Consider the following 13132-nt stretch of genomic DNA (forward strand, 5'->3'; position numbering starts at 1 on the left):
TGCATGCGTGGCGGGCGGCGGTGCCTGGCTAGCCGTCCAGCAACGCCGCCATCCGCGCCAGGTGAGCCGCCGCGAGGTCGCGGGCATGCTCGGCATCCCGTTCCGGCTCGCGGCCTTCCCAGTGCAGTTCCTTCGCCGGCAGTTCGTCCAGGAAGCGGCTGGGCGTGCAGGCTTCCACCGACCCGAAGCGGCGTCGCTTCTCGCTGTAGCTCAGCAGCAGCGTCTGCCTGGCGCGCGTCAGGCCGACATAGAACAGGCGGCGTTCCTCTTCGACGCGGCCTTCATCGACTGCCGAGGCATGCGGGAACGTGCCGTCTTCCAGGCCGACCAGCGCGACATGGCGGAATTCCAGGCCCTTCGCCGCGTGCAGGGTCATCAGGCGCACGCCGTCGCGATCGTCGTCGTCGGCATCGCTGAGCAGGCTCACCACCTGCGTCAGCTCGGCCAGGCCGCTGCGCCGCTGCCGCGCGAAGCCGGCGAGGATGTTCTTCAGCGCGTCGATGTTGCGCTGGCGGCGCTGCCGCTGCTCCGGCGTCTTGTCGAGCGTGTCCAGGTATTCGCTGTAACCGATGCGGTCGAGCACTTCGGCCAGCAGCTCGTCGGGCGCGGTGCGATTGGCCTGCCGGCGCCATTCCGACAGCAGGTGTTCGAACTGCGCCAACGCCGCCGACGGGCGCGCCGGCAGCTGGGCCAGCACGCTGTCCTGGCCTGCGGCCTGCGACAGCGAGAGATTGAGTCGCGCCGCCTGTTCGCCCAGGCGTTCCAGCGTGGTCGCACCGATCTCCCGGCGCGGCGTGTTGATGACGCGCAGGAAAGCGCCGTCGTCACTGGGATTGGCGATCAGGCGCAGGTAGGCCAGCGCATCCTTGACCTCGGCACAGTCGAACAGCGAATCGCCGCCGGCGATCACATAGGGCGTGCTGGTCAGGCGCAGCGCCTGTTCCAGCGCGCGTGCCTGGTGGTTGCCGCGGTAGAGCACGGCGCAGTCCGACCAGCGGCACTTGCCGTTCTCCTTGCGCGCGATCAGCTCGCCGACGACGCGCTCGGCCTCGTGGTCGTTGTCGCGGCAGACCAGCACGCGGATCGGCGGACCTTCCGGCAGGTCGCTCCACAGCGTCTTCGGATGCACGCGCGGGTTGTGGCCGATCACCGCGTTGGCCGCACGCAGGATGCGCGCGGCGCAGCGGTAGTTCTGTTCGAGCTTGACGATGCGCAGGGCAGGATAGTCCTCGCCCAGGCGGTTGAGGTTTTCCGGATCGGCGCCGCGCCAGGCATAGATCGACTGGTCGTCGTCGCCGACGGCGGTGAAGGCGCCCCGCTCGCCGGCCAGCGCCTTGAGCAGGCGGTACTGCGCGCTGTTGGTGTCCTGGTACTCGTCCACCATCAGGTAGCGGTAGCGCGCCTGCCAGCGCGAGCGCAGGCTTTCGTGCTCTTCCAGCATCGCCACCGGCAGCCGGATCAGGTCGTCGAAGTCCACCGCGTTGAAGGCGGCGAGACGCTTCTGGTAGCTGGCGTACAGTTCCGCCGCCTGGCGTTCGCGAGCGCCGCCGGCCAGCGCCATCGCCTGTCCGGGGTCGTGGCCCTGGTTCTTCAACTGGCTGATCGTGTTCTTCAGCCAGAACAGGTTGTCCTTGCTGATCCCGGACGGCGCCAGCTCCTTCAGCAGCTTGAAGCTCTCGTCGGCGTCCAGCACGGAGAAGCCCGGACGCAGGCCGGCGAAGCGTGCCTCGGCCTGCATCATGCGCAGGCCCAGCGCATGGAAGGTGCAGATCGTCAGCCCTTCGGCCTGGGCGCGCAGGCGCGCGGCCGCGCGCTCGCGCATCTCGCGCGCCGCCTTGTTGGTGAACGTGATCGCCAGCAGCTGCTCCGGCGCGAATCCGCGCTCGACCAGATAGGCCAGTTTCTCGGTGACCACGCGCGTCTTGCCTGAACCGGCGCCGGCCAGGACCAGCAGCGGGCCATCGATGTGCCGCACGGCGGCGTTCTGGGCGGGATTGAGTTGCACGGCTCAGGCGTCAGGATCAGTGCCGATGATCGCATGCCCGCTGCGACCGCCACAGACTTGACTGGATCGCCTGACATCGTGGAGGCGGCGTGATTCCCCGGGCGAGTCCTGCCAGGCGAAGCCTGGGCCGCCGCCGCGCGGTCACTCCTTCGTGCGCTGGCGGCGGCGGGCGACGCGCTCGGCGATGTCGGCGAGGGCGCGGCGTTCGGCGGACAGGGGTTCATCGCGGCCGCGTGGCGTGGAACGGGCGGGTGCTTTGCCCTCGCGAGCGGAAGCGCCGGCAGCCGGCCTGGCCGTGTCAGGTTGTCCGGAACCGCTGCGGGTGCCTGGCGCGCCTCCCGCCTGCGTGGTGCGGGCAGGCGGGGCGACGGCAGGGGCTGCAAGGAGCGATCGCGCTTCAAGGCGCTCGAACAGGCGTTCGGTCATTTTCGCGGTGATCAGTTGCAGTTCCAGCTGGTCGTCGTCGTTGTCGCGCAACGCTTCGGTGAGCGGCGCCAGCGCCTTCTCCAGCGCCAGCCGCAGGCCGGCCAGCATGCGCGTGTCGGGACGGGCCGATGGGGACGGCGCCTGCGCCTGCAAGGGCACCGTGCCGCGTTCGCCGAGCAGCCGTTCCAGCTTCGCGAGGATGTCCTGCCACGGTACGTCGCGGGTGGCGGCATCCCGGACGCCGCTGTCGAGCCCGCGCACGCCTTCGACGAGGTCGACCAGCTGCGCGACGACGCGGTCGCCGACTTCGGCATCGTCGCCGCCCATCGCCTTGTTGCGCAGGAAATCGCGCTTGATCTGCGCCCAGCGTGCGGTCTGCTCCGCGTCCAGCGTGCCGCGCAGTTCGGCGAGCTTGAGCAGGTTTTCCTCGGCGCCGGTGGTCAGCAGCTGTGCTTCGCCGCGATAGTGGTCGGCGATCAGCTGGTCCAGCTCGGCGGCATTCATCACCGGCGCGATCTTCTCGGCTAGCTTGTTCATGTTGCGGTAGCTGCCCTGCAGCTTGAACGGCGGCTCGGTGCGGTAGCGGTCCGCCTGCGCTGCGCTGGCGATGTACTGCTGGTTGACGCGATAGACGATCTCGCGCACGGCGAGCATGCGTTCCAGCACGGCGGAAATCTCGTTGATCTCGGCGCCGCTGTAGGCATGCGACAGGCTGTTGGCCGAGAAGGCGCGGCCTTCGACCTTGTCGACAAAGCGGTAGACGTCGTCCATCGGCCGCGTCGCCAGCGGCGCCAGCACGGCGTTGGAGGTCAGGCTGTTCTCGATGTAGCTGAGCTTGAACGCGTCTTCCATGCCGCCGAGCACGTCGCCCAGGTTGTAGATGTCGGCGCGGTTGGCGAGCATGTCGGGAATCCTGAAGACTTCGCCGGATTCGGTGTACGGGTTGCCGGCCATGACGACGCAGAACTTGCGTCCGCGCAGGTCATAGGTCTTGCTCCGGCCCTTCCAGACGCCTTCGATGCGGCGGGTACCGTCGCAGAGCGAGATGAACTTCTGCAGGAACTCCGGGTGCGTGTGCTGGATGTCGTCGACATACAGCATCACGTTGCTGCCCATCTCCAGCGCCAGGTTGAGTTTCTCCAGCTCCTGCGCCGAGGTGGCGTCCGGTGCCTGCGCCGGGTCCAGCGAGTGCACCTCGTGGCCCAGTGCCGGGCCGTTGATCTTCATGAACACCAGGCCGAGGCGATGGGCGACGTACTCCATCAGCGTCGTCTTGCCGTAGCCGGGCGGCGAGATCAGCATCAGCAGGCCCATCAGGTCGCTGCGCTTGTTCTCGCCGACCGTGCCCATCTGCTTGGCCAGGTTGTCGCCGATGATGCCGAGATAGACGTCGTTGATCAGCCTGTTGCGCACGAACGAGCTGAGCGGTCGCGGCTTGAACTCGTCCAGGCGCAGGCGCTCGCGTTCGCGCGCGACGATGTCGTGGCGCAGCTGCTGGAAGCGCTCCCAGCCGGGCAGGAAGCGCGTGCGGTGCGCGTGCAGGCGGGCATCGAAGTCGTCCACGGCCAGCGCCATCGCGCCGTCGTGGATGCGGGCATGGTCGCCGAGCAGGCCGGTGACATCGACGCGCAGGTCCACCTGGCTGATGCGATGCGCCAGCGACGCGGGCCACAGCTGCAGGGCGACGGCTTCGTCGATGTTCGGCGCCAGGACGGCATGCGTCGCATCGGCACACAGCGCCAGAAGCCAATGGCGCACCAGCGCGACGGCTTCGCCCGGGCGCTGGCCGGCGTCCTTCAAGGCCTGTTCGTAGTCGTCGCGGACGTGCGCCTGGTCCAGCCGCGCGTGCAGCGCGTCCAGCAGCTGTCTTGCCGCGGCGGTGAACTGGAATTCCGGATGGTCGGCGGAGAGCTCGGCGACCAGGTAGGACGCCGCGCGCCCCGGGTCGGCGGCACCCAGCGGCAGCGCATGCGTATCGGAGAACCGCTGCAGTCCGGTGGCGATCTCGGCCTGCAGTTCTTCCAGCGCCTGCCGCTGTCCGAGCAGGCGCGCGATGTGCCGTGCATTGCGGGCGCGGCGCGGCCACTGCGCAGCGTTGTCGTCGGCCTGCAGAAGCGGCCAGGCCATGCACGCCAGCGCCCGTGCCGCCGGCTCGTGCACCAGCACGCCGGCCTGGTCGTAGAGCGGCAGCACCGCCTTCAGGATCAGCGACGCGTCGTGGTCGTGGATACCCTTCTCGTAGCCGTCGCGGTACCGCGCGGCGGCGAAGTCGCGCACCAGCCGCAGCAGCTCCTCCGGCTGGCTCAGGTTCCGTCTCAGGCCGTCGAGCGACAGGCCTTCGCGTTCGGCGCGTGCGGCGGCGAGCACTTCGCCGGCCAGGTATTCGCCGCGATACAGCGTCGGCGATTCCGACGCCAGGCCAACCGACCAGTAGTCGCGCAACGCATCCAGCGCCGCATCCTCGATCGGCTCGAAGTAGTCGGTGCCGGTCAGGTGCAGCGCGAGGTGGTCGCCACGCGGCAGCAGGGTGAGATCCAGCTCCTGCGTGTTGACGCTGAAACGGTGGCGGGGTCCGAGGCGGATGACGTCGCCGCCGCCCTCGAACAGCTCGCTGCGGTCGCGCAGGGCACGAACGGCCTGGTCGCGCGCGCCCTTGAGGCGTGCCTCGACATCGTCGGCGCGGACGTTGTCCTTGAGCTCGCGCAGGCGCACCGCCAGTTCGCGCAGCTTGAGGATCAATGCGTCGCCGGCGAAGAAGGCGTTGAGTTCGTCGCCGTCCTTCAGGCGCGCGGTACGCCGCGGCAGGCCGTCGATGATGCGCCGGGCGGCATCGAACACCGCGACCGCCTTGCGCTGGCGGTCGTCAAGCAGGGCCTGCTTGTGGGCGTCGAAGGTGTCGAGCAGTTCTTCGCGCTTGGCGAGGATGTCGGCCAGGAACTGGTCGTGCTCGCCGAACTGGCTTTCCAGCTCTTCCAGCTGCACCAGCAGCCGTGACAGCTGTTCGTCGCAGCGCTCCGGATCGGTGGCGCTGGCCAGTGCGCCGGCAACGCTCTGCCCGAACAGGGTGAACTGGGCGCCGAACTGCGCGACCGCCTCGCTCGAACCCATGCTGCGGCGGCGCTGTTCGGCGCGCGCCTTGGTCTGGTTGAGGCGGGCATACAGCGCTGACAGCGCGTCGACCACGCGCGTGCGCTCGGTGGCGTCCTCGACGCGCAGGCTGGCCATCAACTCGGACAGCATGTCCAGGTCGCCGGCCATGGCGGCCATGGCCTGCAGCGGCGCCGCCAGCTGTGATGTCGTCGCCGCCGCCTGTGCTTCCCGGTCGAGCGTTTCCAGTCGCGCGTGGAACGGCTGCAATGCGGTGTCGCTGGCCAGGAAAGTGCTGGTCGCGGCGCCGACGCGTTCGTGCCCGGCGATGATGTCCGCTTCCATAGCGTCGATGGCCGCGGTGTCGATGTAGCGCAGCTCGCGGATGCTGAGCAGGTGGCCGCGCTGGCGGTTCAGCGCCGACAGCGCATCGACGAATTCCTGCGCTTCGCGCCAGTCCTCGGGCCGCAGGCTGGCCAGCAGTTCCTGCTGGCGCGTCTGCGCCTGCGCCATCGCACGAGACGACTGCCGACGGATGTCCTCGACCTTTTCGTATTCGTCGAGCACCGCCTCGCTGGTGGCGGCGATGTCGCGGACGACGGCGCCGGTGTCGCCGCACTCGCGGTCCGCCAGCCAGTGGTGCAGGTCGAACAGCCGCTTGCTGGCCTGCGCCAGTACTTCGTAACGCTGCAGCGAGACGTCGGTGGCCTCGATCCCGCGTGCCAGGCTGTACAGGTCGGAGATGCCGCGCACCAGTTCGGCGTTGCCGATGCGCGCCATGAACCCGGTGCCGGCCGGTTGCGCGGCGGCGTATTCGTCGCTGTGGAAAGGCGTGCGCCACACCTGCATCGGATGCACGCGTGTCGGCTCGTCGCTCTCGGCGCTGAAGACGACCATGCGGCCGTCGTCCAGGCGCGCGTAGCCGTGGCCGAAGATCGGTGTCTGCAGCGCGCGCTCGATCAGGTTGTAGGTGAACAGCGCGGTGCGGCCGGACTGCGGCTCGAAGAAGATGTACAGCACGTCCTCGCCGTTCGGCGAGCGGATGGCGCGCTTGAAGCGCATGCCGTCCATCGACTGCTCGAAGCGCTTGCTCTCGCCGTTCTGCAGGTAGTAGCCGCCGGGGAAAACGATGCCGTGGTCTTCCGGCAGCTGGATGCAGGACTGGCCGATGGCGTCGATGCGCTCGACCTTGCGCGTCAGCGTGTTGAAGACCAGGTGGCGCCACTGCGTCTCGCGGTAGGGCAGTACGCGCAGCAGGATCAGGCTGCCGACGCGGGCGAACTCGATTTCGGCGTCGTCCAGCGACTGCGTCTTGTCCTCGACCGGTTCGCGATAGACGCCAAGGCCATCCTCGGTGTTGTCCTCCACCTTGATGGTCAGGTCGCCGCCGATGGTCTCGACGAATACGCTGTCGAGGATGTTGATGTGTGGATGGCGGCCGTTGACGGCCATCTCGCGCGTCGTCGGCGTCCACTCGAAATCGAACGGCGCCGGCAGCGCGATGTCGCGCTCGCCGCGGTTGTCGATGTAGCGGACTTCGCGGCCATCGACAGAGACCGACCAGCGGAACACGCGCAGGTCGGTGATGCGCTCGCCGATCTGGAACGCCGCCAGCAGCTTGCCGTCGCGCACCGCCAGCCGCTGCAGGCGCGTGTCCTTGTAGTAGGCGTACAGCTCGCGGAAATCGTTGACGAAGCCGGGCGCGTCGAGGAAAGTGCCGGCCAGCTCGACCGCCGCCACCTCGTAGCCGTCGTCGTCGCCCGGTACCAGCCGGTACAGCGAGAAAACGTCGCCGACCTGGGTTTCCTTCTTCAGGCCCAGGAAGACGTTGTAGCCGAACACCATCAGCTCGCCGACCTGGACGATGTCGCGGGCGACGCAGTTGTGTTCGGTACGCACGCGCACGCGCGCCACCACCTCCATCGCGCTGCTGCCGAATTCGGCAAGGCGACGGCTGTTCAGTCCATCGGCCAGCGCACGCAGCCGCTGGCCCTGTTCGGCCAGGCGGCGCGCCAGCACTTCGTAGGCGCCGCCTTCGGCGACGGCGCGGTCAACGGCCGAGGTGTCGGTGCCGGTTTCGGTGGTGTCGGTCATGCGCTGCGATGGTCAGGCCACAGTCGGGAATCGGCTCAGCCAGCCGAGGCCTGGTCGCCGCCGCCCTTCAGCGACAGCAGCTTGGCGAGCAGGTCCTGCACCAGCGGGCTCTTCCCTGCGACGCCTTCGATGGCCTTGCCGACCGACAGCGACTTCGCGAACGAATTGAAGAACTCGCCCTCGCCGCCGACGATGTCGATCTTCGCCTTGCTGAGCGCCGCGGCCAGCACTTCGGCCTGCTCGCGCGCGACTTCCTTGTTCGCGGAGATCGCCGCCATCGCCTGCTCGAAGGACTTCTCCAGCTGCATGCGGAACTCTTCGTGGCCGCGCGCCTGCTCGCTCATCGCGTCCATGGCGCCGAACTTGTCGGTCAGGCCCTGCGCCTCGGCGCGGAACTTCTCCAGCAGCACCTCGGCCTCGGACAAGCCGATCTCGCGGCCGGCCTTCGCCTGGGCCGAGCCCAGCTGTTCCTCGCCGCGCGCCTGTGCGACCAGCTTTTCCTCCATGACGCGGGCTTCGGCCAGGCCTTCCTTCTCCAGCGCCTGGGCGCTGACCTCGCGCACGCGCGCGTCGGCCAGGCCCGGCGCGGCGCGCTCGGCCTCGATGCCTTCGGCCAGCTTCTTCTTCGCCTCCGCCTGCTTGGCGGCCGCTTCCAGTTCGGCCTGGGCGATGACCGTGATTTCCACCGCCTTGTGCTTGGAGCGGGTCTCGTCGGCTTCGGCCTGCTTGACCTGCTTGACCAGTTCCTCCTCGGCCGCGGCCTGCGCCTCCAGGATGCGCACTTGCTTCTGGCGGTCGGCCTCGGAAACTTCGCGCACTTCCTTGATGCGTTCCTCTTCCTGGGCGACGGTCTTCTCGACCGCGACACGCTCGCGCACGACGTTGGCGATCAGCTTGCGCTGCTCTTCCAGCGCCTTCTCCTTCTCGATCCGCTGCAGTTCGACCTCGCGCTCACGGGCGACCACTTCCAGCTCGCGGGCGCGGGATACCTTCTCCATTTCGATGACGACGGCACGCTGGCGGTTCTGTTCGGCGACCTCGACTTCGCGCTTGCGGTTTTCCTCGCGGATGTCCAGCTGCTCCTGCGTGGCGATGCGCGCCTGCTCGGCCTTGAGGCGTTCCTCTTCCTTGACGCGCAGGGTTTCCGCTTCCTCGCGCGCGCGGATGGTGTCGATCTCGCGCTTCTGGCGCGCCTCGGCATCCGCCTGCTGGCGCTCCAGGGCCAGCATCGCTTCGCGCGTCTCGACGTTCTTCTTCTTGATCGCCAGCTCCTCGTTGCGCTCCAGCTCGTTGGTGATGACGTTCTGGGCCGCGGTCAGCTCGGTGATCTTGCGGATGCCTTCGGCATCGAGGATGTTGCTCGGATCCAGCGACGATTTCGGCGTCTGCTCGAGGTAGTCGATGGCGACGTCTTCCAGCACGTAGCCGTTGAGGTCGTTGCCGATGACCTGGACGATGCGGTCGCGGAATTCCTGGCGGTTCTCGAACAGCTTCACGAAGTCGATCTGCTTGCCGACCGTCTTCAGCGCCTCGGAGAACTTGGCGTTGAACAGCTCGTTCACCGCCCCCTTGTCGGAGGCGCGATCGACGCCGATCGACTTGGCGACCTTGAGCACGTCCTCGGCGGTCTCGTTCACGCGCAGGTAGAAGGCGACCGTGATGTCGGCGCGCATGTTGTCGCGGCAGATCAGCCCGTCCTTGCCACGCCGGTCCACCTCCAGCGTGATCAGGGAGATCTTCATGAACTCCTTCTTGTAGATCACCGGATAGACCAGCGCGCCCGTGAAATGCACCTTGGGCGTGGAGGACATGTCGTTGACGATCAGCGCCGTGCCCTGCGGGACCTTGATGTAGAAGGCCTTGAAGAGGGCGAAGAAGCCGATCAGGACCAGCAGCAGGATGCCGATACCGATCAGGAACGGCATGAGGGTGGCAAGGCTCATCGAAGGTTCTCCCAGCAGTTTTTGGGGCTATTCGCCCTGGAAATCGGTGTCGAGGGCAACGCGCCATGCATTGTCCGGCGTGAGGTGTTCGAGCAGCACCACGCGGTCGCCGCGGCGGGGTGTCTCGCCCTCGCAGCGCACCTGTACGATCAGGCTGGCGCCGTTGTCCTCCAGTTCCGCCTGCCCGTGCGAGGCGGTGACTTCACCGGTGCGCACGATGGCGACGCGACCAAGCAGGCTGCGGTTCGGCGGCGGCGCCAGGCGGCGCTTCAGGCGCGTCAGTGGCCGCACCACGGCCGCCGTCATCGGCAGCGACAGGAACAGCGCCACCGGCAGCACGATCGCGCCCAGCGTGATGCGCAGCCAGTCCGGCAGGTGGTTGAGCAGCAGCAGGCCGGTGAAATAGCTCAGCACCCATGCAATGAAGATCAGGATGGTGAAGACCAGCGTGGTCGGAATGCCGCCCAGGCCGAACTTGACCAGGAAGCCGGCCAGGCCTTCCATGGCGCCGACGTCGCCGTCGATGACGCCGGCCAGCTCCAGCGGGTCGTCGCCGACCAGGCCCAGCGCCGCCAGCATCCAGTAGGCGACGGCCACGGCCAGCAGCACGCTGAGGATCGCGGTGGGGAAACTCAGGGCGGTAAGGAGGAATTCCTGCATGGACAGCCTTCTTGTCGGGTCAGGGGTCCGGCGCGTCCGCGTCCGTCGGCGCAGCGTGCGTCGGCAGGGCGGATCACAGGGATTCCCAGCTTAGCGCAAGCCCGTGCGCCGTTTCCGGCGGTATCGTGCCAGCTTGGCACCTCTCAAGCGGAAAAAACGCGGCCACCGTGCCACGCCGGATCACGGGCGGATTCACACGCCGCTGCAGATGCCTCGCAGGCCCGCAAATGAACATATGCCGCCGGGTCCCGCCTGCCGCGTGATGCCCACTTTGCCCCATCCGCCTGCCACGACGCCTGGCACCCGGTCCAGCCAGGCCTGCCAGCCGCCCGTGCTTCCACAACGACGCGGCATCGTATGATCGTGCCGATGTGGGCGCGGATCAATAACGGCAATGCGAAGCCAGCGGTCGCCATCGCGGTGGGTGGCGGTACTGCTGCTCGCCGCGCTGGCGAAAGGCGCCGGATGCCGCGCACGCACGGACGCGATGCTGCGTGGCGAACCCGGACTGATCCTGGCGGACTTTGCCGAAAGCTACGAGCTGCGGGCCGACGAGGGCTTCCGCATGCCCGAACTGATCGAGCCGGCCTCGATGCCGACGCTGGCACTGCCGTCGGCGCAGCAATCCATGAACGCCGACAATGCCCCGCAGACCTTCGTGTGTGTGGAGCTGGCGATTTCCGAAAACGGCGAAGTCATCGGGCAGGAGTTCTTCGACGATGCCCGATACTGTCCCGCTGATCCTTCCGGATTGACCGACGCGCTCCAGCGCGCGGTGCTCGATGCGACCGCCGCGTGGCGCTTCCGCCCCGCTGCCTTCTGCACCGCCGATGCCATGGACCCGGACATCGATCCCTGCGGCGAGCCCGGCGCGGTCATCGAACCGGTCGGCGTGAAGCTCGCCTTCGTCTTCGCGTTCGAGGCCGAAGACGGGAATCTCGCCTCGACGGTGGTGCCTCTGGATTGACGCCGCGGCGGTTGGGACTCTGCCACGCATCGCTGTTTTTCCTTGCAGCCATCGCGTCCGGCGCAACGAAGGGGCGCGGGCGTGCTTTTCCTTGAAGAGCCGTCGTTGTCTTGCGAGAAAAGCAGGAACGACGGGTTTCAATCGGTCGGTCGGGCGCGGCAGTGGCCTCTCGGTCGTTGCAGTTATTCTTGCCGCCCCCGGTCTTCCGGAGCGGTGTGTCCAGACGGGCAGCGATCAGCTCAGGTGCCCATCACGCCGCGGCAGCACTGCGCCGCTTGATGGGCCACACGCTTCATGGCCACGACGGTTCCGACGGGAAGTTGAGCAAACCAGGCGGCAAAGCCCGCCCACCTGACCGAGGGCGGCGCGTTGGGCCGCGAGGCGGCGCTGAACGGTCGTGACCATGTGGGTGGCGCCGGCAGGCAGCGCGGCAACGTCAGTACGGATCTTGCCTCAGTTTCGCGGGCGCGCCGTAACCGCCGATATCTCCGCGCCGAAGGCAAACCGGATGGGCCGCACACAGTGCATCCCGTCATGTTTCCAGCGCAACCTCGGCGAACCTCGTCCAAAAGCCTGGGCTGCGCCTGCGCAGTGAACGACCCTGTTATGGCCGTGTCGTCGCGGTGATAATGCATAACACTGCACCCATGCCGGATAACACCAGCAACTCGCGGTATGGCAAAGCCGTCCGCGTCGTCAAATGACATTGATTCCCTTGGTGATTTTCTGATTGACGTCACCTGTCGCGGTCAGCTACAACAGGCGCTACACCCCACTTCGGGGTCGAATAGTAGTTAGGCAGCAAATGAAGATTGCCCCCGTCCTCACAGTCTTTCTCCTGTTCTGTGCGTCCCTCGGGGATGCGCATGGCCGCGAGGAACGGGACGACACGCTGTGCGCTGAAGTTAAAGCGTTCTTGGCGTCCGTAAAACCTGACGCGACGCGCTCGGTCACCTTTCGAACGTTCTGGGGCGCCAGGGAAGAAGGAGACAACATCATCCTTGGCTCAAAGACCTGCGAGCACCACGACTACGATCCCGGAGAAAAGCTGTGTGCCTACCTGATTCAGGATAGTTCCACAGAGTTCGCAGGTTACAACGCCAAGCGCATCCTCAACTGCCTCACGCCAAGGCAGGGGATTGCGGCAGCCCTGGACATTCATAGCGGATCGTTCTCAATCACCTTTGGCTCGCCCAGCCGAGGCGCGTTAGTAGACCTAGAGCTGGCGCCAGACGAAGGTCGTGAAGAAATGAAGCTTATCCTTAAGGCAGATGGCTACTAGGCTGCTGCCTAACCATTCATTCAAGCCGACGTAGCTTCGCTACGCGGCTTAATTCAAGCGTTAGACCTCACTACAGACAACAGGAGAGTTCGATATGCGTAACATCCTCTTCGCACTTGTAGTTGTAGCTACTTCCGCAATGCCGAACACGTCTCAAGCATGTGACTGGACTACTGGTGCTCGCGAGCAGCACGTCTTTCTGTCCTGGGACGGTAAAGCGGTTACGGACTGGGTCGTTGCTTCTGACTCCATTAAAGCCGTCACTTTGCCCAACGGATTTGCTCTTGGCGTCAAGATCGAAGAGCCTGAACCGGAGAAGTACGTTGAGCTCTCAAACAAACTGCAGCATGTGCCGGAGACGGTAAAGATCAGCTTGTTTGACCTAAGCAATGGCAAGCCCCGACCGTTGACACACACGTATGGTGGCACCAACTCTCTACAAGGCTACGGTGCGCAGGGCGGCGCAGACCGGGTTGATGAGTTGGGCACCCCGGGAGTCTTACTCACCTTGCTCAAGCCAGTGTGCTCACAGCAGGGTGCTGTCGCTTCCGCGCGGTGAGGTCTAACAATTCGTGTATGGACTCCCCCGTCAACCCCTGACGGCATCACGATGTGAAGCGCCAGCTTCACGGCTTTTGATTCTGCATTTTCCATCCTGCTGACGCTCT

At 66.7% G+C, this 13132-nt stretch carries 7 protein-coding genes; 3 read left to right on the plus strand and 4 right to left on the minus strand.

Annotated features, from left to right (window positions below; all coding sequences use genetic code 11):
• Window positions 1–28 precede the first annotated feature (28 nt).
• From EDC25_RS06310 to EDC25_RS06325, 4 genes are all read right to left on the minus strand, one after another.
• The gene (locus EDC25_RS06310; RefSeq protein WP_123521103.1) at window positions 29–2005 is read right to left on the minus strand and encodes a UvrD-helicase domain-containing protein; all 1977 of its coding nucleotides are present in this window, start codon (window positions 2003–2005) and stop codon (window positions 29–31) included.
• Between the two features lie 141 nt (window positions 2006–2146).
• Window positions 2147–7612 (minus strand): DNA repair ATPase, encoded by a 5466-nt coding sequence (locus EDC25_RS06315; protein ID WP_132577315.1) that lies wholly within the window; start codon window positions 7610–7612, stop codon window positions 2147–2149.
• A gap of 35 nt (window positions 7613–7647) precedes the next feature.
• Window positions 7648–9555, minus strand: a complete 1908-nt coding sequence (locus EDC25_RS06320) for a flotillin family protein (protein ID WP_123521102.1) — start codon at window positions 9553–9555, stop codon at window positions 7648–7650.
• 27 nt (window positions 9556–9582) lie between these two features.
• Window positions 9583–10215: a hypothetical protein gene (locus EDC25_RS06325; protein ID WP_123521101.1), complete on the minus strand. Its 633-nt coding sequence runs from the start codon at window positions 10213–10215 to the stop codon at window positions 9583–9585.
• Between the two features lie 394 nt (window positions 10216–10609).
• Between EDC25_RS06325 and EDC25_RS06330 the strand changes: the two genes are divergently transcribed.
• The 3 genes from EDC25_RS06330 (at window position 10610) to EDC25_RS06340 (ending at window position 13023) form a co-directional block, all read left to right on the plus strand.
• Window positions 10610–11182, plus strand: coding sequence for a hypothetical protein (locus EDC25_RS06330; protein ID WP_132577316.1), 573 nt, complete (start codon window positions 10610–10612; stop codon window positions 11180–11182).
• A gap of 805 nt (window positions 11183–11987) precedes the next feature.
• Entirely contained in the window at window positions 11988–12464 is a 477-nt protein-coding gene (locus EDC25_RS06335; RefSeq protein WP_123521099.1) for a hypothetical protein, read from the plus strand.
• A gap of 94 nt (window positions 12465–12558) precedes the next feature.
• Window positions 12559–13023, plus strand: coding sequence for a hypothetical protein (locus EDC25_RS06340; protein ID WP_132577317.1), 465 nt, complete (start codon window positions 12559–12561; stop codon window positions 13021–13023).
• The last annotated feature ends 109 nt before the right edge of the window (window positions 13024–13132 follow it).

This window comes from Pseudofulvimonas gallinarii (assembly GCF_004343305.1).
Taxonomy (GTDB): Bacteria; Pseudomonadota; Gammaproteobacteria; order Xanthomonadales; family UBA2363; genus Pseudofulvimonas; species Pseudofulvimonas gallinarii.